Below are 21,701 nucleotides of genomic sequence, written 5' to 3'. Positions count from 1 at the left end.
GTTTTCCCCTTTTTAAAACACTTTAAAGATATGAAATTATCTAATGACCTCTATAAATTTATTTTCATCGGGTATAAATATTCTGTTCTAACATTTAAGATTCAAATGATTTGCAATTATAGGCTGTAATGCTTCTTCATACAATTCAAAATATTGCCTCTTAAAATCATAATCCTAAAGATAAACAATTTGGTTAAAAAAAATATAAATTTTTTGGGATTATAATGTATTGACTATAAAATAATTTGGGTCTATAATTTTGCAAATATACATATTGATCTGAAGATTATGGAATATCGTGTTATTTTTTTAAAAAATTTAGATATTATAAAAAAGCGCTTAACTAATAAGGTAAGCGCTTTTTAAAAGTTCTGATTGATTGTAGTCTGTTAATGGTATTTCAACTTCATGGTTGGTTCTATTTTCAGCAGGCTTTCGTAGATTAATTGGATTACATTGGATACATCTTCTTTTGCAACCATTTCTACAGTCGTGTGCATATAGCGCAAGGGCAAAGAGATCAGTGCGCTGGGAACACCGCCGTTTGAATGGGCAAAGGCATCTGTATCGGTTCCTGTCGCACGGCTTGCAGCAGCTCTCTGGAAAGGGATTTTCTTATTTTTTGCGGTGTCAATAATCAGTTCTCTGATGGTGTGGTGTACACTTGGCGCAAAGAAAATCACAGGGCCATCGCCGCATTTCTGGTCGCCTTCTTTCTTTTTTTCTATCATAGGCGTTGTGGTGTCGTGGGTGACATCGGTCACAATGGCAATATTAGGTTTGATAGTGTCGGCAATCATATCTGCGCCATAAAGTCCGACTTCTTCCTGAACCGAATTGGTAATATAAAGTCCAAAAGGTAACTTTTTTTTGTTCTCCTTTAACAATTTGGTGACCTCCGCAATCATAAAACCTCCAATCCTGTTATCTAGGGCGCGGCATACAAAATAGCGGTCATTCAGTTCAAAAAACTCATCAGGATAAGTAATCATGCAGCCTACAAAAATCCCAAGATCTTCCACTTCTTTTTTGGAAGTTGCGCCGCAGTCTATAAAGATATTTTCGATTTTTGGCGTTGGTTCGTTTTGGTTTGTACTTCTAGTATGGATTGCCGGCCACCCGAAAACGCCTTTCACGATACCTTTTTCCCCGTGGATGTTGACCACTTTGGATGGTGCAATGGTTTGGTCGGAACCGCCATTTCTTATGACGTAGATCAAGCCATCATCTGTAATATAATTCACATACCAGCTAATCTCGTCTGCATGGGCTTCTATCACCACTTTAAAATCTGCATCCGGGTTGATAATACCATAGGCTGTCCCGTAATGGTCTACTTCTATTTTGTCTACATAAGGTTTGATATAATCCATCCAGATTTTTTGACCGTTATGCTCGTAGCCCGTGGGAGAGGCCGTATTAAGATATTCTTCTAAAAACTTAATTGATTTCTTTTCAAATTTCATATGATAAGGGAATGATTTTTGATAGTAGATTGTGTTAATTTTTATGATAGTAAAAGTAATGAATTTTAATAAACTGATTCCGATTCTTCTGTTGTTTCTTGGTACATTTTGCTTTGGGCAGCAGGATACACTGAAGGTCAGGTCATTTGATGATATTCCAAAGAGCAAGTTGCAAAAGGATGCAGAAGGTAATGAGTATTTTTATGATGAGGCTCAGAAAGCTAAAATCTACAAAATCAATGGGGAGCAGGTTATTGTGATGGATGAATTGTCTTTAAGGGCCAATCCTCACTTTAACAATCAATTGGACAGGAACTATTATTTCTTCCTTAACAAGAAACTGAACCGCGTTTACCCACTTTTCTTGAATGCTTTGCAGCAGTATACCACTATAAAAGAGGAGAGTGCTAACATGACCGGTTCAGACAGAAGCCGATACATCAAGCAAAGACAAAATGAACTGGCTGCCAGTTACGAGAAACAGTTGCGCGATCTTACTACGACTGAAGGGCAGGTTTTTGCCAAGCTGATGAACCGTGCAACCGGCAAAACAGTTTACGAGATTATCAAAGAATTGCGAGGAGGGTGGAGTGCTTTTTGGTGGAACGTGAAAGGCAATATTGCTGATGTGAGCCTAAAAACACCTTATGATCCACATAAAAATAGGGATGACCTTTTTGTAGAATCGCTGTTGCAATCTAACTGGAACCTGGGCTATTTACAACCTTATCCCGGCTCCAGCAATTACAAAATTAATAAGGATAATTAATATATTAGAAACTATAATTCATCCAAATCATCGGCGGATCCCTGGCCTTCGTTCATGAGGTAAGCTTTTAAAAATGGTGTAATATTGCCATTCATTACGCCATCTACGTCAGATGTTTCAAAGCCGGATCGTACATCTTTTACCAATTTATAAGGATGCATCACATAATTTCGGATTTGCGAACCCCATTCGATTTTCATCTTATTGGCTTCAATCTCGTTACGGGCTTTCATGCGTTCTTCCAGTTCAATTTCATACAACCGGGAGCGTAGGAGTTGCATGGCTTTCTCCTTATTCTGAAGCTGCGAACGCGATTCTGAGTTTTCGATAATAATGCCTGTAGGTGCGTGGCGAAGACGAACGGCGGTTTCTACCTTGTTGACGTTTTGCCCACCGGCACCCGAAGAACGCATAGTTTCGAAACTGATGTCTGCCGGATTAATGTTAATTTCAATCGTATCATCCACCAAAGGATAGACATAAACCGAAACAAAACTGGTGTGCCGTTTGGCATTACTGTCAAAAGGCGAAATCCTCACCAATCTGTGCACGCCATTTTCACCTTTCAGGTAGCCAAAGGCAAATTCCCCTTCAATTTCCAGTGTTACGGTTTTTACACCGGCTACATCACCTTCCTGAAAATTCAGTTCGCGGATTTTATAGCCTTGTTTGTCTGCCCACATGGTGTACATCCGCATCAGCATGCTGGCCCAGTCGCAGGATTCTGTTCCGCCGGCGCCGGCTGTAATTTGGAGGACAGCAGACAGCTCATCACCTTCGTCGGATAGCATATTTTTGAATTCCAGGTTTTCTACTTTTTCTACGAGTTGTGGGAAAGCCTGGTCCAGTTCCTTTTCGGACTCGGGATCTTCTTTGGCAAATTCTGCTAGCACCTGCAAATCTTCAAATTGGGAGTTGATTTCTTCATAACCTTCTACCCATTTCTTCTTGGAGCGCAGCTGCTTCAGGAAAACTTCCGCTTCCTTTGGCTTTTCCCAAAACTCGGGTGCTGCGGTTTTTTCGTCGTCATTAGAAATTTCAATTTTCTTTTTATCGATTCCCAAAAACTTGTGCAGGTCTTCTATTCTGGATTGTATATCTTTTATTTGGTCTGTGTTTACCACGTTTGTTTTGCTTTTTGCAAAAATACGGAGAAAATTATGAATTAATTATAGGCTGGGAAATTAAACCCAAAGTCACAGAGGTTTTTTACCATGTTATTTTTTAAGTTACTGAGTTTTGAATGGAATTGATTTGAAATTTCATTCTTGTGGGAAAATTAATATTGATGACGTAACCCGCAATAGGGATAGCAGTGGAAATCCTTTTTTGTGGTGTAAAAATGTTGAATCAAAAGGAGAAATGCCGTCCACAAAAAAGATTGCAACGGATAGCCCGACCCGAGGTGTGGGATTTGGAAAGGCGAGGGGATTGACCAAATATTTAAATTGATTTAAAATTATTCTACTGATAATCAATTGATTGATTGCTTTTTTTGATTTATTTTAAAAATTGAGGCAACCATTTCTGATTTTTGTCGTCTTATTAGCAGAAAGGAAACATGAATAAGAATTTGCAACATATCTATTCTCAGGCAAAGAAAAACGACCGGCTGGCTCAGAAGAGTTTGTTCGAGATGTTTTCTGGCAAGATGCTGTCGGTCGCCAATTCTTACATCAATAACCAGGATGATGCAGAAGATGTGCTGATGAATGCTTTTTATAAAGCTTTTACGAAAATTGAAGATTGTAAAAATTATGAATCGTTTCCGTTTTGGCTCAGGAAAATTGTGGTGAATGATTCCATCAATTTCATTCGGAAAAATAAACATATCCTTTATGCTGAAACCGAATTTACGGATGCGATTGCAGACCAGACCGAAGATGTGAGTGCGTTTTCTGAAGATATAGACTTGGATATTATTTTTAAAGAAATGCCGATAGGTTATAAGCTGGTTTTTAACCTTTCAGTTTTTGAAGACAAGAAACATCAGGATATTGCAGAAATCCTGAATATCTCCGAAGGGACAAGCAAAAGCCAGCTGAACAAAGCTAAAAAATGGCTGAAGGATTATTTTAATCAACAAAAAAACCAACACAATGCAGAATCTGAAATCTAAATATGAACAGCAGGAAATGAAAGTTTCTGACCATCTTTGGGAAAAGCTGGAGCAGAAACTGGATGAAGCACCTGCGAAAAAAACTACCAGAAACATAGTATGGTGGCGTTATGCGGCGGCGGTTGCCCTGATAGGCGGATTAACAACGGTATTTTTGACAGTCAATTATCCTTCGGGAACCAATGAGAATCAATTAGTGTCCGGGAAAACTAAAGGTTATAATCCTAATCAAAATATGCCTGAAGAACAAAATTTGGAGAAAAATGCGATGGTGGAAACGGTTCCTGAACAAAATGTAGCGGTCATTAATACAACCAATCAAAACGTTACCAAAGGTGTTCCGGCGATGGTAAAGAATCAGGTGACAACAGAAAATAAAAATATCCTAAAACCTAAACAGGAGACATTATCTAAAACTGAGGGCATAACGACATCACCACAGGTTGAGGAAAAATGGGCTCAAAACGAAACTCCAAAACCGAAGGTAAAATATGTCTCTTCGCAGGACCTTCTCTTTGGGGTAGAAATTGACAAGGCAAAAGCGGAAAAACCAAAATCTGCAATGGGAATTAATATTTCGACTTCCAAAAATGAATCAGATATTCTTAACCCCAAAAGGATCAAAATACTGGGCATTACGCTCTACGACAAAGATTCTATAACTAATAAATAAACTATTATGAACATTAAAATTTTACTTTTGGCAATGCTTTCAGGCTTTGCCACAGCACAAACTACGCTCGACGGCCAAATGAAATCCTACACAGAAAAGGTGAACAACATTGTCTCTGCCGAAAAGGAAAATATGAAAGCGGAAACCGACAAAATTGACCAGGCATTTTCTGAGGGTAAAATTACCAGGGCAGATCAAATTGCGCAAAAAGAAAGTGTTTCAAAAAAATATGAAACAATCATCAACGACAAAATCGAAAATGAACGTCAGCAGTTTGAAGATATTACCAAAACAGCGGTTACCAATTCGGTTTACAATACCAAAGGGGACACTTTGAGAAACCGCAATGTTATGATTTTTGGTTCTTCGGGCATTTCCGTCAACATCGGGAAAAAGAAAGATAAATCACCCGCTGAATATGCCAACAACAGTACTTTGAGCGTGGGTTATGCTTTTGCGAACCTAACCAAAGATAAAGGAATCTTTAACCCTTTTGAGAATGATACCGAAATGAGGATTGGCAATTCGCACAGTGTAGAGGTACAGTTCAGGAGGGACAATCAATTAGGTTCCTTTACCAGCCCTTGGTTTATAAGGTATGGATTGGCTTACAGAACAGATACTTATATGCCAAAACGCCCGCAGGTTTTTGTACAAAACAACTCAGAACTCTATCTTGATCAATTTGAAGATGGCAGGCTTAAAAGGTCAAAACTCAGAAATGTTTACCTGACTTTGCCTGTGGAGTTTCAGTTGTACCTCAATCCAAAATATACCGAGTTTGACGGCAAACAATATCTGGACGTGAGGAAAAAAATGTGGAAAATAGGATTAGGTGCTTACGCCGGAATCAACACCAGAAGTATTGTGAAAGTAAAATACCACGATGCCAATAACAAGTTCCAGAAATACGATTACACTTTGGATGACGGCGTTAACGCTTTTCTGTTTGGAGGAAAATTCAATATTGGGTATGGCGGTGTCAACCTGTTTATCAAAAAGGATTTTACGCCTATATTTAATGATAAAGCTCTAATTCCTGCCAAAAATGGCATCCAGATTGGGATTGAAATCGCCAATATTGATTTCTAAAATTTAAAGCCTCACCTCATTGATACCGAGTTGATCGATAAGCCTCTGGATATGCTCCAGATCTTTAATCACCTTTTGATAAGATGATTTGGCATAATTGGCCAGCGATGTCTTAGAAGTTGGCAACTCGGTTTCAAAAATACTGATCTGTGGTTCATCTACAATATCGGTGCTGTAATCTGCCAGGCAATGATCTATGACAGACCGCTTTCTATCACATTTGATATGCTTTTTCAGTTTTTGGAGGGAGCTGATCATATATAGGGATTATCATTGTAAGGGTTTACAAAACTCGCATTGTCTTCCTCTTCCTGATATACAACATAAGAATTGTCACTATTTGTAGAAAGGTAATTTTTATCGAAAATCATATCAAGGCAGAGATTAGAGTTGTTACAAATGCAAGGTTTATATGTCAAAAGCTAATCAATTATAAGACCAGAATTTTTATTGAATTTCAAATTTTAGTTAAAAATATCTTAAGTCAATGCATAGTTAGCGTTAAAGTCAATAAATTTGGGGCATTAAAAAAAATTGAATTAAATGAAAATATTGGCTTTTGGAGGAAGTAATTCCAGAGAATCGATCAACAAACAACTGGCAACATTTGTCGCAAAACAATTTGACAATGCAGACGTAGAAGTTTTGGATCTTAATGATTATGAGATGCCGATCTTTAGCGTAGACCGCGAGAAACATGAGGGAATTCCTCAGCTTGCATTGAAGTTTGCCGAGAAAATAGATCAGGCAGATTTGCTCATCATTTCTTTGGCCGAGCATAACAGCGCTTATTCTACCGCATTCAAAAATATATTTGACTGGATATCAAGGATCAAAGATAGGAAGCATTTTGGCGAAAAACCGATTTTCCTTTTGGCGACAGCTACAGGTCCTGGCGGAGGGAAACATGTTTTGGCGGCCTTCGAGGCGCGTTCACCATTCAGTGGCGCACAGGTGTTGCAGTCGTTTTCGTTGCCTAAGTTTAATGAAAATTTTGATGCGGAAAAAGGCATTGTTAATGCGGAAAAACAGGCAGAGTTTCAGGAAAAACTGACTGCTGTTAAAAACTTTTTTAATTAAGATTTTGGAATTTATAATTAAAGTTGCGTAACTTTGTATCAAAGTAAAAAAGGTGAAGTATAAGCAGATTCCTTCGATGCATTATTTTAATTCTTTCCAGAAGAATGATATGATCGCCTCTGAATTTGCGCGCTAAAATAACGGCCGGTAATCTCTAAGATTATCGGCTTTTTTATTGAAGTATTTTTGAAAGTAAAGTTTGAAATAAATCTAATGAGTTCTGAGATTCTTTCAGGCTGTTAAAAGCCTGAAAGTCTCGAAGAATGGGTGAATCTGGAAATCACCCCAGAGTTCCCGGGATATGGATCCAAATTTGATGTCCTGATAATCAAAAAGTAAAAATGAGCAATACCTATAAATCCGCCGGTGTAGACAAAGAAGAGGGCTACAAAACCGTTGATAAGATTAAAACTGCGGTTGCAGAAACGCATAATAAGAATGTACTGAACAACCTTGGGAGCTTTGGTGCATTTTACGAAATTGCCGGATACAGAAATCCGGTTCTGGTTTCCGGGACAGATGGTGTGGGCACCAAACTGAAAGTGGCGCTGGATTCTAAGAAATATGATTCTATTGGTGTAGATTGCTTTGCCATGTGTGCCAACGATATCCTTTGCCATGGTGCAAAACCTTTATTCTTTCTGGATTATCTGGCTTGCGGCAAATTGGATTCGGATATTGCGGCGGAGATTGTTATGGGAATGGTCAATGCCTGTAAGGATAATAATTGTGCCTTGATAGGTGGTGAGACCGCCGAGATGCCGGGCATGTATCAGCCGGGAGATTACGATGTAGCCGGTTTTTGCGTAGGCATTGTAGAAAAAGACGAAATTATCGATGGTTCTAAGATCCGGAAAGGAAATAGGATCATTGCCATCCCAAGTTCAGGATTTCATTCCAACGGCTTTTCATTGGTAAGGAAAATTTTCCCTGATTTTAACGAAGAGTTTGAAGGCAAACCACTTTATGAGACATTGCTGGTTCCTACAAGATTGTATTATAAAGATATCCACAAAGTTCTGGAAGAAGCACCGCTCTACGGTATTGCACATATTACCGGTGGCGGTTTGTATGAGAATGTTCCGCGGATTATCCCGGCTGGGCTTTGCGCCTCTATCGATGCATCCAAAATTAAAGTTCCGGCAGTAATGCAGGAGTTGGAAAAACGTGGCAATATAGAACGGGCAGAGATGTTTGGCACCTTTAACATGGGAGTTGGGATGGTTCTGGTAACAGATGAAAATCACACCGAAAAAATTCTTGACCTTTTGGAGGATGCTTATGAAATTGGCTTCATCACGGAAGGCAATGAGAAAATTGATTTGAAATTTTAGGAGCTTAATCCCGCTTTCCGTTGCAATCTTTTGCTTTTTCATATATGAAAAAAAAGCAAAAGGATTTCCACTACAATCGGGGCTATTGAATAAATGAAAAATATTACCATTTTAATTTCCGGCTCAGGCACCAACCTTCAGAGGATTATGGACTGTATTGACAATGGCGAAATTAGAAATGCCAGAGTCAGTCTGTTGATTGCCGACAGACCATGTTTCGGGCTGGAAAGAGCAGAAAACCATAACATCCCGGCAATCTTGATTAAAAGAGGCAAAGATTTTTCCCAGAATCTTTCCGATGCAATTCCGGCAGATACAGATCTTATTGTCCTCGCCGGATTCCTATCTATCCTGAAACCGGAATTCTGTGAAAAATGGCGGGACAAAATTATTAATATCCATCCTGCATTACTGCCAAAATTTGGCGGAAAAGGGATGTGGGGGCATCATGTTCACAATGCCGTTATTGCTGCCGGAGAAAAGGAGAGTGGCGCTACAGTGCATTTTGTAACGCCTGGTGTAGATGAGGGCGATATTATCCTTCAGAAAAAATTTGATATTGATGATCTTGATACCGCAGAAACCGTTGCAAAAAAAGTCCATCTTGTTGAGTATGACATCTTCCCAAAAGCGATTGATAAAATTTTAAATCCATAATATGAGCTGGAGTACCGCTGATCTTTGCGATGAGCATATCAAGGATCTGAGAATTGCGACACCAATCGGTTTAAAAAATTGGGGTGGCAAAAAATCATTTTACGGAAAGATTGTTACCATAAAAGCTCTTGAAAATAACCCACTGGTAAGGGAAACGCTTTCCGAAAATGGTGAAGGTAAAGTTTTAGTCGTCGATGCCGGTGGCTCATTGCGATGTGCTATGATGGGAGATAACCTTGCACAACTCGCCATAGAAAATGGCTGGAATGGCGTCATAATTTTTGGTGCAATTAGAGATTCAAGGGTTATTTCCACATTGGATCTTGGCGTAAAAGCTTTGGATACGATTCCGTTAAAAAGTGGCAAAAACCAAATTGGTGATCGTGACATTCCTGTCAGTTTTGCAGATATTACGTTTGTTCCCGGCGAGTTTGTCTATGCAGATGAGGACGGTATCGTGGTTTCAAAATATCAATATTTCTAATAAAGTAGTGGCAGCCAACTTTTGATGGGCTGCCGTTGTTTGTATAAATCTAATAAAAAGTAAAAAGAAAGAATGGTTAAAAAAAGAGCATTAATCAGTGTCTCGGACAAAAGTGGTTTGGTAGATTTTGCCAGGTTTTTGGCAGATAACAATTACGAACTGGTTTCTACAGGTGGTACTTTCAAACACCTTTCCGAAGCCGGACTTAACCCGATTCAGATTGACGAAGTGACCAATTTCCCGGAGATGCTGGATGGCCGGGTAAAAACGCTGCATCCCAAAGTGCATGGCGGATTGCTGGCAGTCCGTTCCAACGAGGAACACATGAAAACGGTTGAGAACTATGGCATTGGCCTGATAGATATGGTAATCGTCAACCTTTACCCGTTTTTTGAAAATGTAAACAAAGATATTTCTCTGGATGAGAAAGTAGAATTTATTGATATTGGCGGCCCATCTATGTTGCGTTCTGCGGCCAAGAATTTTAATTCGGTAACGGTTTTGACGGATGTTAATGACTATCAGACCGTAAAAATCGAAATGGAACAAAATGGTGATACTTACTTGGAAACCAGAAAAAAACTGGCAGGGAAGGTTTTCAACCTGACTTCGGCTTACGATGCAGCGATTTCCAGCATGTTGTTGGACGAAGAATATCCGTCATACCTTAATGCCTCTTACAAAAAAGTGTCTGATTTAAGATACGGTGAAAACCCGCACCAGTCAGCAGCTTATTATACTTCTACGTTTGAAAACGGTGCCATGAAGGATTTTGAAATCCTGGGAGGCAAAGAATTATCCTTCAATAACCTTCGTGATATGGATCTTTGTTGGAAGGTTGTCAACGAGTTCAAAGAAGAAATGGCGTGTTGCGCAGTAAAACATTCAACGCCTTGTGGTGTGGCGGTGGGAACTTCGGCTCTAGAAACCTATGCCAAAACTTTTGAGTGCGATCCTGTTTCCATTTTTGGCGGAATTATCGGGATGAATTATAAAGTGGATGCGGCGACTGCTGACGAGCTGAACAAAACTTTTCTGGAGATTGTTATGGCAACGGATTTTGATGAAGAGGCTTTGGAAATTCTTAGAAAAAAGAAAAACCTTAGGATCATCAAAATTAAAAATCCTGTTACAGACAAACAGGTTTGGGTGAAAATTGATGGCGGAATGTTGGTACAAAATGCTGATGATCAGTTCTCCGAAGATATTAAACTGATGACAGAAACAGCTCCAACTGAAGAGCAGAAAAAAGTGCTGTTGTTCTCGCAAAGAGTGGTTAAATATGTAAAATCGAACGCCATTGTAGTATCAAACGGTGTACAGGCGATCGGAATTGGTGGTGGCCAGGTTAATAGGATTTGGGCTACTCAACAGGCTATCGAAAGGGCAAAAGAAAAATTTGATGGGGAGCTGGTTTTGGCTTCGGATGCATTTTTTCCTTTCCGGGATGTGGTTGATTTTTGCGCTCAGGAAGGGATCAAAGCCATCATCCAACCTGGCGGAAGCATGCGCGATAATGAATCTATAGAAGCGGCTAACGAGCATCATATCCCAATGTTGTTTACAGGGATGAGACATTTCCTGCATTGATTTTTTTTAGATTATAGCACGACAATAAAAACAAACCCTGTCCAAGTTTTTTAAACTGACAGGGTTTTTAGATTCTGTGATAAAAATTAGTAAATTATTTAACAACGGATTTCAAATAATATTTACATTTGAAACCAAATTCTAAAGATGAGTATTTTCAATGATACAAAGCTTGCATTCGCCGATAAAACGGATGCTCAGCTCAAAAAAGCATACTGGATGTTTAAGGCGATAGAGCAGCCAGCGTTAACCAATGTAGGTGTTTCTGTCCTAAATTTTACAGTTCATAATGATTTTCCGTTTGTCAAAGGGATCGTCAAAAAAACACTTTTTGAACAGTTTTGCGGCGGCGAAACTAGGGAGGAAAGTATGAATGTTGTAAAGCAAATGTTCAAAAGAGGCGTTGGAAGTATCTTCGATTATTCTATAGAAGGCAAAGAGGAAGAAGAGACTTTTGATGCGGTTTGCAGTGAGATAAAGGATATTGTGAGGTTTTCTGTAGGCAATCCGGCTATTCCGTTCATTGTTTTCAAACCAACCGCTTTCGGTAGGATTGATATTTATGAAGAAGTGGGCAAAGGTAAAGAATTGACAAGCAGCCAAAAAGCAGAGTGGGAAAGGGTTGTTAAACGTTTTGATGACGTTTGCAGCCTCTGTTACGAGCATGATAAAAAAGTGATGGTAGATGCCGAGGAAACCTGGATGCAGGACGCTGCCGACCATCTTTGCGAGGAGATGATGGAGAAGTATAACAAAGAAAAGCCAATTGTTTGGAATACGATACAGATGTACCGAACTGGCCGGCTGGAATATATGAATGCGCATCTGGAGAGAGCCAGAGAAAAAAACTATTTTATCGGTTACAAGATTGTGCGTGGTGCTTATATGGAAAAGGAGCGTAAAAGAGCCACCGAATTGAATTATCCCGATCCTATCCAGCCCAACAAGCAGGCAACGGATGATAATTACAATGCAGGAATCGACTTTGTAATGTCCCATCTGGACAAAGTTTCTGCATTTTTTGGGACGCATAATGAGAAATCATCGGAGCTGATTATGGATAAAATGAAGAATAACGGTTTGTCGCATGATAACCCGCATATCTATTTTGGTCAACTGTACGGGATGAGTGATAATATCACCTACTATCTGGCAGATCAGCACTATAATGTTGCCAAATATTTGCCTTACGGCCCTGTGAAAGACGTGGTGCCTTACCTTACAAGACGGGCGCAAGAAAATACCAGTGTTGCCGGGCAAACCGGTAGAGAACTGGGGCTTATCCAAAAAGAATTAAAAAGAAGGAATTAATTAATTGTTATAATTTTTATAATGCAGCTTTAAAATTAGGTTAGGATCTCTACTTTTTTTGTTTGACAAAGAAGAATTTGATTATTTGTAATATTACCAAAGCCTTTTACCACGTTAAGACTGGCAAAGATTAGAATTAAACACGCGTGATTGATAATCAGTAATGTCATTTATCAATCCATATGAAGCCTATTTACATTGTTCCAAAAAGGGAAGATGTAATGGCCATTTTAGATGATTTTGCCGAGAAGGGAAAGTAAATATTTAAAGGCTATTCTGTCCTGGAGAAATAATTTTCTCGTTAATTATTGTTTCCTGGAGATTTGACGAATCATAGATTTGTAGAGTATAAATAGTTTCTGTCAAATTTCCTTTTGAAATTGGTGAAAATTAATTTTAACCATGAATCTAATAAAAAACCTCAATGGTTAAAAGGACTGAGCTTAAAATATAATATTTTTTCCTACAGTAATTGCTGGTTTAAAAATTGGTTTAAAAAATGGATGCCATGCCAATCTAAAATCGGGATTGGTTCTTAATTTAATCTAGTGTTTTGAAAAAAGAAAGGCTCAGAAATCTAATCCTGAGCCTTTTTTATAAGTTACCAATTGATTAATGTTGTGGATTAATCTTCGTCATCCTCCTCGTAAACGTCGTTGTAGCCGCTTTCTTCTTCATCGTCATTATAATCATCGTCTTCATCATCAAAACTGGATTCTTTAAACTCGGAGTCAAAGTCGCCAAAGTCATCATCCATAAACGATGCAGCAGATGTTTTACTTTTTCCGTTGCTGTTGCCATTCTTGCTTGGCGCCTTCAGTGGAACATTGCCAAATCTGTACACGGTGATCGGATAATTAACAGCTGGCTTGTCATCATTAATCTCCAACAGTTCGCAGAAAAACTCCCACAGTTCTATAAAACCATACTGAAATCTCATCTTGCTTCCCACAGCTGGAAAAGCCTCGTTAAGATATACATCAGACATAATCTCACCATCGCCATCCTCGCTCATGTCTTCAAGAGGAACGGCATTGCCTTCATTCCATTCATCATCAGAAAAATAGAAAGAAGATAATTCTTCACCTGGCAGGCTAAAAGCACTTTTGATACCCAAATGTAGATTCCAAAGTGTTTGTTTGTCTTTGATTTCTACATCCCGGAAAATCGTCTCTTTGGCATCCAGAATTACTCTTATCTTATAAACCATTTTTGTTTTAAAATTTATCTTTTATTAGCTTGATTAGTGCTGCAAATATAAAACAAATGAAATTTGAGAAATGGTATTGATGAATTTTTTTTCAAAAAAGTTTTTTATAAATTTTGCGCTTAAAATTTGATTTAAGGTAAAGGGTTTTGCTTCAGTTTTTTTAGCTTTTCGGGCGTGGATTTTTCAAGTTTAAACTTGAATTTGGTGCCAGAAAGGTAAACACTCTCTACACTGATGGGTTGCTTGTGAGCCTCCATAATATGCTTCACAATTGCCAAGCCAAGTCCCGATCCACCTTCTTTTCTGCTTCGGCTACTTTCTACACGGTAAAATCTTTCAAAGATCCGGGGCAGGTTTTCCGGTTTGATGCCCATACCATTGTCTTCGATAGAAATATGGATGCTTTGAGTCCCTTCTTTGGTAGAGACAATAATCTGCGCTTCTTCTCGGTTCGCATATTTTACCGCATTGGACACCAGATTGATAAGCACTTGCGAAATCTTATGCTTGTCTGCATAAACAAAAAGTTGCGGTTGTGTGGTTTGTAGCTGCATCGTCATGGTATGGCGATCTGCCTCCAAATCCAGCAAGTCAAATACTTCTTGAATCAGCAGGTTAATGTCAAAGATGCTGTACTTTAGCGCAATCTGCCCGGCTTCGAAGCGGTTGATCATATCCAGGTCTTTCACAATATTCAGCAGGCGTTCCACAGAACTATCTATGCGTTGTAGGTATTTGTCTCGGATGCTCAGATCTTCCACACCGCCATCCCGCAGCGTTTCTATATAACCCTGGATAGAGAATAGTGGTGTTTTCAGCTCATGGGAGACATTCCCAATATACTCTTTCCTATAGGTCTCCATCTCCTTCATCATGTCAATCTCGGCATTTTTCTGGTTCATTTCCTGGAATTTTTCTTCCAGCTGCTTGAAGCCGATATCATTGTCGGAATCGTGAATAATGTCTTCCGGAAGGATGTTTGTAATTCTTCGGATCTGGTTTCTGCTGTAAAAACTAAACAAAAACTCCAACACAAAATAATTGACAATGAACACAAAGCAGAGGGTAAAAATAAGAAAGTAATTGAAATCCCTGGTTTTAAAATAAACATCATTGGTATAAAACTGAAAAAGCAAAACTACCGCTCCCACAGCCAGTACCAAAAGCAGCGAAGCTGTGAAAGAAAGCCAGTTGATTTTAACAGAATTTTTTATCCTCATATCAAAAAAAAGATTTTCTTTTCAGAAAATCTATACTACCAGTTTGTAACCTATTCCCTTGAGTGTTTGTATGGTGTTGATGCCCAGTTTCTCACGAAGGCGTCTAATATGCACATCGATGGTTCTTTCGCCAACAATAACGTCATTCCCCCAAACCTTTTCCAGAATTTCTTCTCTTTTGAAAACCTTATCTGTATTGGATGCTAACAAATATAAAAGATCAAATTCTTTTTTAGGAAGCAGAAATTCTTCTTTCCCCTTGGTTACTTTAAAATTATCTTTATCAATAATCAGGTCACCAATCTCTATATAGTTTGAGTTTTCCTGAGATTGGGCGCCCAACTGCAAAAGCGCAGCCACTTTGGAGATCAAAACTTTTGGTTTGATCAGTTTCACGATGTAGTCATTTGCGCCGGCCTGATAGCCTGCCAATTGTGAAAATTCCTCGCTGCGGGCAGATAAAAAGACGATCAAAGTCTTTTGTAATTCCTTTATTTTGCGCAGATCCTGGCAAGTTTCTATCCCGTCTTTCTCCGGCATCATCACGTCCAATAAAATAAGATCCGGCAGGATTTCTTTAGCTTTTTCGATCCCTTCGTTACCATTGCTGGCCGTAAAGACCTGATAACCTTCTTTTTCAAGATTGTAAGAGATAATGTCTAGGATGTCCTGTTCATCATCAATTAGAAGAATTTTCTTACGATTCATTTCGATTTATTAATTATTCCAAAATTAATAAAAAATGAACGCTGTATCACTAAATCTTTAAAGTTCACACAAATTTAACATTTATTAAAATAATTATGGATGTTTTTGATATCGATTTTCGCAGTCATAATCTTTGTTTGATATAACACAGAATCGTTTTATAATTCGGGGAAATTAGATTAAATTTGCACTTCACGTTCAGATTATGGAAGAAGAAAAAAAATCACTCAATTTTATAGAGCAAATTATAGAAGATGATATAGAAAACGGCTTGGATTCTTCCAAGTTAAGATTCCGTTTTCCGCCGGAACCTAATGGTTATCTTCATATTGGCCATACCAAGGCGATATGTATCAATTTTGGTTTGGGGCAGCGCTACAATGCACCGGTCAACCTTCGTTTTGATGATACCAATCCTGAGAAAGAAGAGCAGGAATTTGTGGATTCTATCAAAAAAGATGTTGAGTGGCTTGGCTTCCAGTGGGATAAAGAGTGCTATGCATCAGATTATTTTCAGCAACTTTATGACTGGGCTGTTGAGCTGATAAAGCAAGAGAAAGCTTATGTAGATGAGCAAACTTCTGAAGATATTACGGCGCAGCGGAAAAACCCGTTTGAGCCGGGTGTAGATTCGCCATTCAGAAACCGACCTGTTGAAGAAAGTCTTTCGCTTTTTGAAAAGATGAAAAACGGCGAATTCGAGGAAGGGGCAATGAGTCTGCGTGCCAAAATAGACATGGCATCTCCAAATATGAACATGCGCGACCCTGTGATGTACAGAATCCTGAAACGCCCACACCACAGAACCGGCGACCAATGGAAAATCTACCCAATGTATGATTGGGCACACGGCGAAAGTGATTATCTGGAGCAGGTTTCACATTCGCTTTGCTCGTTGGAGTTTGAAAACCACCGTCCGCTATATGAGTGGTACCTGCATCAAGTTTACGAAAACGGCAAGGTAGCACCTAAACAGAGAGAATTTGCAAGGATGAATGTCTCTTATATGGTGACATCCAAAAGAAAACTCCAGAGACTGGTGGCAGAAGGTGTTACCACGGGTTGGGATGATCCCAGGATGCCGACGATCTCTGGTCTAAGGAGGAAAGGCTACACGGCTACGGCAGTCAAAAATTTTATTGAGCGTGTAGGCGTTGCCAAAAGGGAAAACCTGATTGATATTCAACTTTTAGAATTTTCTGTAAGAGAGGATCTTAACAAGGTGGCTACTAGGGTAATGGCTGTTGTGAATCCCGTGAAATTAATTATAGAAAATTATCCAAAAGATAAAGAGGAATGGCTGGAAACAGAAAATAATCCCGAGGATGAAAATGCCGGAACAAGGCAAATTCCTTTTTCAGGAGAGCTTTATATAGAGCGTGAAGATTTTAAGGAAGAGGCTGATAAAAAATTCTTCCGTCTTAAATTAGGTGGCGAAGTGAGGCTCAAAGCAGGTTATATTATCAAAGCAGAGCGAGTGGAAAAGGATGCCAATGGCGAGATCACGACCATCTATGCTACCTATGATGAAGATTCCAAGTCGGGTAGTGGAACCGAGGCCAGTCTTAGAAAGGTAAAAGGTACACTGCATTGGGTTTCTGCGAAACACGCACTTCCTATTGAGATCAGAACTTACGAGCGCCTCTTTACAACCGAGCAGCCAGATGCGGAGAAAGAAGTGGATTTTATGGAATTTGTAAATCCTCAGTCTCTACATGTGTCTCACGGTTTTGGGGAGCCAAGTTTGAAGGAAGCTACTACAGAAGACCACTTCCAGTTCCAGAGAATCGGCTATTATATTAAGGATAGGGATTCTTCCGATGAGCAATTGGTTTTTAACAGAACAGTCACTTTGAAAGACAGTTATAAACCTTAAAAGTAATAAAAAAACGAAATCAACAGATTTCGTTTTTTTATTTTACAGGACATCCTGGATCTCTTTGTTTTTGTCAAAAGTAGCTTTGGCAAAAGGGCAGAGCGGGATGATTTTCAGCTGATGATCGCGGGCATATTCTACTGCTTTATAAACCATTTCTTTACCCACACCTTTCCCTTTGTAGGAAGGGTCAACTTCGGTATGATCTATGATGAAGCGGTGTGCTCCTGCCCAAGAATAAGTCATTTTCCCCGCCTGTTTTCCATCGATAATTGCTAAAAATTCACCCTTAGTTTCGCTGTTATTTTGTTTGATTTCCATATTAATTAATTGATGTTGATTTATTCTCTAATTTATGATTTTTCTATCACTAAATATAATGCCAAAAAATAAGCTTTAACACTTCTAAATGATAAAAAACCCACTACAAAGAGTGGGCAAGAAATTATTTTTTAAGACATTTTTCCAGAAATTGATCCTGTTCCCAAAGGAGGTGAAGAATATTTTCCTTAGCAGCATAACCATGCGCTTCTTTTGGTAACAGCACCATTCTTACAGGAGCGCCAAGGTTTTTAAGGGCCTGAAAATAACGCTCTGTCTGCAAAGTGAATGTCCCGGGATTATTGTCTGCATCGCCATGTACAAGTAGCATAGGTGTTTTCATTTTGTCAGCATTCATAAATGGGGACATGGTATTATAAACATCAGGCACATCCCAATAGTTACGTTGTTCGCTTTGGAAACCAAATGGTGTCAAAGTTCTGTTATAAGCGCCGCTTCTTGCAATTCCGCAGGCATAATCTTTGGAGTGGGTGAGCAGGTTGGCTGTCATAAAAGCACCATACGAGTGGCCACCCACAGCAACTTTTTTTCTGTCGATATATCCGAGTTGATCCACAGCATCTATCGCTGCCCTTCCGTTGGCAACCAATTGTGGGATAAAAGTGTCATTAGGTTCCGCTTTACCTTCTCCAATGATGGGGAAAGAGGCATCATCCAGCACAGCATAACCTTTTGTAGTCCAGTACACAAACGACCCGTAATAGGGGAATGTAAAATCATTGGCATTTTGCGTGTTTTGGCCGGCGGTATTTTTGTCTTTATATTCCGTTGGGTAAGCCCAAATCAGCAAAGGCAGTTTTTCTTTTTTTGCTTTTCTGTCATAATTGGCAGGCAGATAAAGTGTCCCGGTAAGCGTAACACCATCATTTCTTTTGTAAGTAATCACTTCTTTATAGACATCTTTGATACTCTCAAAAGGATTGGTAAAATTAGTTACCGCTTCTTCTTTATTGGTTTTAATATTCTTTTTAAAATAGTTGGGATAATCACTTGGCGATTGTTGTATTGTCAGGACTTCACCTTTTGATGGGTTAATAATATCAATGATATCTTCTTTTGAATTCTTAAGGTTGGAAGTGTATAGCCTTTTCTTTTTCAGGTTTTTCATATCCATCTCATCAATGAATGGATGCTGACCGTCTTTTGTAAAACCATCACCAATAAGGTAGGCTTTTTCTCCTTTTATATCAATCACATATCTTCCGAACTGGTTTTTCGCCGTGTTAAAATGTCCCGGATCACTGTAGACATCTTGGTAGTTTCGGTCTTCTAAAACCCTGGATGTTCCATTATTAAGATCTACCAAAAAAGATTTGGTGTTCCGGGTATCATACCATCCTTCGGAAACGATGGCATAATGATCGTTGGTCCAGCTAACATCTTCGTAACGCTGTTTGGTTTTGAAGAACGATTTAGGTGCATTGTTAAACGGAGCTTCCCAAGTAAAAATTTCATCCCGGTAATCTACGGTTTTGGCCTGATCTCCTCCATCCAAAGCTTCCGCAAAAACCAAGGTTGCAGGTGCGTCACTTCTCCAGCCCATGTCTCTTTTTCCTGTCCTTACAGAGGAGAATCCTTTGGGCATTATCTCATTAAGAGGTGTCTCGTTTACCACTTTTACGGTATTGCCTTTATTGTCATACACCGTTGTGGTCATTGGAAACCGGTTGAGCGGCACAATGTAGGAGAATGGTTTTTTTATAGTTGTAAGCATCAGGTAATTGCCATCCGGCGAATAGTTGGCTTCGGCGTAGAGATCCTGATCTTTTACCTTTTTCAGATTACCGTTAAGATCCACATTATAGATTTCGGATGCTGTCAGGATTTCAAAATTTTTCTCATCCTGAGGGTTTTTCAGCAGATCCTGATAGGTTCTGTTTTGGGAAACCTTCCCATCCGCGGTAGATACAATTGGCCCGGTTGGCAAATCCTTGCTGGCATCAATGAGTTCTGGCCTGTTTTGCGGAAGGATTTTTACCAATAAATTCTGAGAATCCCGGTTCCATAGATAAGGATTCCCCAAGTTGGCATTCAGGTTGTCATTACTCACTTTTTTTGCAGTGGCCGTTTCTAAATCTACAATCCACAATTCTACACCTTTGGCGGTGGTATTGGTAAAAGCTAGTTTTTTCTCGTCCGGGGAGAAAGATGTGTAAGTAATTTTTGGATTTATAGGGAGGTTTTTAACCTGAACTTCGTTTTTCTCATTGATTTTCCTAATTTTCAGATTATTGGCGTAAGTAGCAGTGCTGGAAATATTGGTGATAGGGTTTATCCGAAGACCTCCCAATTTCATTTCCTTTTGACTGAGGTCTTCCAATGTTTTGTAAGTGGGACGGTAGGTGAAAACGATCCAGTCTTTTTTACTATTCATCAGGACACTCGGTGGGCGTTGGTAATCGGCCAGTTTGAGAATCTCAGCACTCGGTTTCTGATAGGTGATATTTTCCTGCGCCTCATAAAAATTAAGGAAGGCAAGAAGGCAGATGCTTAGCTTTATCTTCATATAATACTGTTTTCAACAAAAATAATCATTTATAAGTTCGGTTTGTTGAAAAAAAATCTTATTGCAAAAAGTTTCATTAATAATTTATTTTTCGGATTAAAAGGGAATGAATTGAAAAAAATAAAAATAATTAATCCAATCTTTCAAAAAATTAGCTAAATTTGTTTCATCAATCCATAGAAATGAATTTTATTCAGTTACATCATCATCATTTTCATTCTTGCCCTCAAGCGAGCTGATCATGATATGGAGTAACCCCAAAACAATATCTAATCCCGTTTGAGTAAGTCATACGGGATTTTTGTTTTAATACAATCACAGTTTAGATTTACTCAGACCGTTAAACCAAAACTAACATGAGTAACCTAAAAATTGCCATCCAAAAAAGCGGAAGACTTTACGATGAATCCTTAAAACTTCTGAAAGATTGCGGAATTTCCTACAACGATGGAAAAGACCAGCTGAAAGTAGTTTCCGATAATTTTCCTTTAGAAATTTACTTTCTCCGAAATTCGGATATTCCGCAATATGTGGAAGATTGCGTGGTAGATGTGGCCATTATCGGCTCTAATCTTCTGGAAGAAACCGAGAAAAAAATCGACATTATCGAATATCTGGGGTTTTCCAAATGTCGCGTTTCTCTGGCCGTTCCAAAAGAAGTGGAAACCAATGAACTTTCCTTTTTTCAGGATAAAAAAATCGCCACTTCTTATCCCAATACCCTTTCAAAATTTTTAGCGAAAAATAATATTCAAGCCGACATTCATAAGATTTCCGGTTCGGTGGAAATTGCCCCGAATATTGGTCTGGCAGCGGGGATTTGCGATATCGTAAGTTCCGGAAACACGCTTTTTAAAAACGGTTTAAGAGAAACGCAAACCATCTTAAAATCCGAGGCCGTTTTGGCAGCCAACCGAAATTTGTCGGATGAAAATAAAGTGATTCTCGATAAATTAATTTTCAGAATCCGTGCGGTTTTAAAAGCCAAAAAAAGCAAATATATTTTGCTAAATGTTCCGAATGAAAAGATTGAAAAAGTCTCCAAAATCCTTCCTGTTCTCAAAAGTCCAACCGTTTTGCCATTGGCGGAAAAAGGGTGGAGCAGTATTCACTCGGTGATTGATGATAACCGGTTTTGGGAAGTGATTGATGAACTGAAACAAACTGGAGCACAGGATATTTTGGTGATTCCGATTGATAAAATGGTGATTTGATTTAAGATTTCAGATGTGGGATTTCAGATTTATAAAAAAATTCCAGATCT

20 protein-coding genes are annotated in these 21,701 nt (G+C 38.9%); 12 read left to right on the top strand and 8 right to left on the bottom strand.

The genetic code is table 11. The features are described from left to right. Positions 1-389: 389 nt before the first annotated feature. The gene (gene chrP, locus AC00Y6_RS08610) at positions 390-1,466 is read right to left on the bottom strand and encodes a chryseobasin maturation metalloprotease ChrP (protein ID WP_474490206.1); all 1,077 of its coding nucleotides are present in this window, start codon (positions 1,464-1,466) and stop codon (positions 390-392) included. Between the two features lie 58 nt (positions 1,467-1,524). On the opposite strand from chrP, the gene AC00Y6_RS08605 reads away from it, so the two are divergent. Further along, a complete protein-coding gene (locus tag AC00Y6_RS08605; protein ID WP_474490205.1) occupies positions 1,525-2,235 on the top strand; it encodes a DUF4294 domain-containing protein in 711 nt (236 codons plus the stop codon). An 11-nt stretch (positions 2,236-2,246) separates the two neighbouring features. Here the strand turns inward: AC00Y6_RS08605 and prfB are convergent, their stop codons facing one another. Continuing rightward, positions 2,247-3,359: a peptide chain release factor 2 gene (gene prfB / locus AC00Y6_RS08600; protein WP_474490204.1), complete on the bottom strand. Its 1,113-nt coding sequence runs from the start codon at positions 3,357-3,359 to the stop codon at positions 2,247-2,249. Between the two features lie 437 nt (positions 3,360-3,796). Between prfB and AC00Y6_RS08595 the strand changes: the two genes are divergently transcribed. From AC00Y6_RS08595 to AC00Y6_RS08585, 3 genes are read left to right on the top strand one after another with little or no spacing between them, the layout of a single operon-like run. After that, a complete protein-coding gene (locus tag AC00Y6_RS08595; protein ID WP_474490203.1) occupies positions 3,797-4,354 on the top strand; it encodes an RNA polymerase sigma factor in 558 nt (185 codons plus the stop codon). Then, complete coding sequence (locus AC00Y6_RS08590) at positions 4,335-5,027, top strand: hypothetical protein (protein WP_474490202.1); 693 nt, start codon at positions 4,335-4,337, stop codon at positions 5,025-5,027. Before AC00Y6_RS08595 ends, AC00Y6_RS08590 begins: the two co-directional genes overlap by 20 nt. Before the next feature lie 6 nt (positions 5,028-5,033). Beyond that, positions 5,034-6,119, top strand: coding sequence for a porin family protein (locus tag AC00Y6_RS08585; protein ID WP_474490201.1), 1,086 nt, complete (start codon positions 5,034-5,036; stop codon positions 6,117-6,119). Between the two features lie 3 nt (positions 6,120-6,122). Here AC00Y6_RS08585 and AC00Y6_RS08580 read toward each other — a convergent pair whose 3' ends face one another. Further along, positions 6,123-6,377 carry a hypothetical protein gene (locus tag AC00Y6_RS08580; RefSeq protein WP_474490200.1) on the bottom strand — a complete coding sequence of 85 codons (255 nt, stop codon included), beginning with the start codon at positions 6,375-6,377 and terminating at the stop codon, positions 6,123-6,125. A gap of 285 nt (positions 6,378-6,662) precedes the next feature. Between AC00Y6_RS08580 and AC00Y6_RS08575 the strand changes: the two genes are divergently transcribed. From AC00Y6_RS08575 to AC00Y6_RS08550, 6 genes are all read left to right on the top strand, one after another. Further along, the gene (locus AC00Y6_RS08575) at positions 6,663-7,199 is read left to right on the top strand and encodes an NADPH-dependent FMN reductase (protein WP_474490199.1); all 537 of its coding nucleotides are present in this window, start codon (positions 6,663-6,665) and stop codon (positions 7,197-7,199) included. 341 nt (positions 7,200-7,540) lie between these two features. Further along, entirely contained in the window at positions 7,541-8,533 is a 993-nt protein-coding gene (purM, locus tag AC00Y6_RS08570) for a phosphoribosylformylglycinamidine cyclo-ligase (RefSeq protein WP_474490198.1), read from the top strand. A 93-nt stretch (positions 8,534-8,626) separates the two neighbouring features. After that, positions 8,627-9,190 (top strand): phosphoribosylglycinamide formyltransferase, encoded by a 564-nt coding sequence (purN, locus tag AC00Y6_RS08565; RefSeq protein ID WP_474490197.1) that lies wholly within the window; start codon positions 8,627-8,629, stop codon positions 9,188-9,190. A gap of 1 nt (position 9,191) precedes the next feature. Beyond that, on the top strand, positions 9,192-9,674 hold the full coding sequence (gene rraA / locus AC00Y6_RS08560; RefSeq protein ID WP_474490196.1) for a ribonuclease E activity regulator RraA: 483 nt from the start codon (positions 9,192-9,194) through the stop codon (positions 9,672-9,674). 72 nt (positions 9,675-9,746) lie between these two features. Then, a complete protein-coding gene (purH, locus tag AC00Y6_RS08555) occupies positions 9,747-11,264 on the top strand; it encodes a bifunctional phosphoribosylaminoimidazolecarboxamide formyltransferase/IMP cyclohydrolase (RefSeq protein ID WP_474490195.1) in 1,518 nt (505 codons plus the stop codon). 147 nt (positions 11,265-11,411) lie between these two features. Further along, positions 11,412-12,575, top strand: coding sequence for a proline dehydrogenase family protein (locus tag AC00Y6_RS08550; RefSeq protein ID WP_474490194.1), 1,164 nt, complete (start codon positions 11,412-11,414; stop codon positions 12,573-12,575). Between the two features lie 625 nt (positions 12,576-13,200). Here AC00Y6_RS08550 and AC00Y6_RS08545 read toward each other — a convergent pair. The 3 genes from AC00Y6_RS08545 to AC00Y6_RS08535 form a co-directional block, all read right to left on the bottom strand. Beyond that, the gene (locus tag AC00Y6_RS08545) at positions 13,201-13,785 is read right to left on the bottom strand and encodes an IS1096 element passenger TnpR family protein (RefSeq protein ID WP_474490193.1); all 585 of its coding nucleotides are present in this window, start codon (positions 13,783-13,785) and stop codon (positions 13,201-13,203) included. Between the two features lie 131 nt (positions 13,786-13,916). Then, on the bottom strand, positions 13,917-15,005 hold the full coding sequence (locus tag AC00Y6_RS08540) for a sensor histidine kinase (RefSeq protein WP_474490192.1): 1,089 nt from the start codon (positions 15,003-15,005) through the stop codon (positions 13,917-13,919). A 30-nt stretch (positions 15,006-15,035) separates the two neighbouring features. Next, entirely contained in the window at positions 15,036-15,713 is a 678-nt protein-coding gene (locus tag AC00Y6_RS08535; protein ID WP_076783889.1) for a response regulator transcription factor, read from the bottom strand. Between the two features lie 205 nt (positions 15,714-15,918). Between AC00Y6_RS08535 and AC00Y6_RS08530 the strand changes: the two genes are divergently transcribed. Further along, entirely contained in the window at positions 15,919-17,589 is a 1,671-nt protein-coding gene (locus tag AC00Y6_RS08530; protein WP_474490191.1) for a glutamine--tRNA ligase/YqeY domain fusion protein, read from the top strand. 42 nt (positions 17,590-17,631) lie between these two features. On the opposite strand, the gene AC00Y6_RS08525 is transcribed toward AC00Y6_RS08530, so the two are convergent. Next, positions 17,632-17,910, bottom strand: a complete 279-nt coding sequence (locus tag AC00Y6_RS08525) for a GNAT family N-acetyltransferase (RefSeq protein WP_474490190.1) — start codon at positions 17,908-17,910, stop codon at positions 17,632-17,634. 124 nt (positions 17,911-18,034) lie between these two features. Then, the gene (locus AC00Y6_RS08520; RefSeq protein WP_474490189.1) at positions 18,035-20,437 is read right to left on the bottom strand and encodes an alpha/beta hydrolase family protein; all 2,403 of its coding nucleotides are present in this window, start codon (positions 20,435-20,437) and stop codon (positions 18,035-18,037) included. Between the two features lie 356 nt (positions 20,438-20,793). On the opposite strand from AC00Y6_RS08520, the gene hisG reads away from it, so the two are divergent. Further along, positions 20,794-21,651, top strand: coding sequence for an ATP phosphoribosyltransferase (gene hisG, locus AC00Y6_RS08515; RefSeq protein WP_474490188.1), 858 nt, complete (start codon positions 20,794-20,796; stop codon positions 21,649-21,651). Positions 21,652-21,701: the final 50 nt, after the last annotated feature.

It is taken from the genome of Epilithonimonas sp., assembly GCF_056329745.1.
This window is presented reverse-complemented; position numbering and strand designations above follow the sequence as displayed.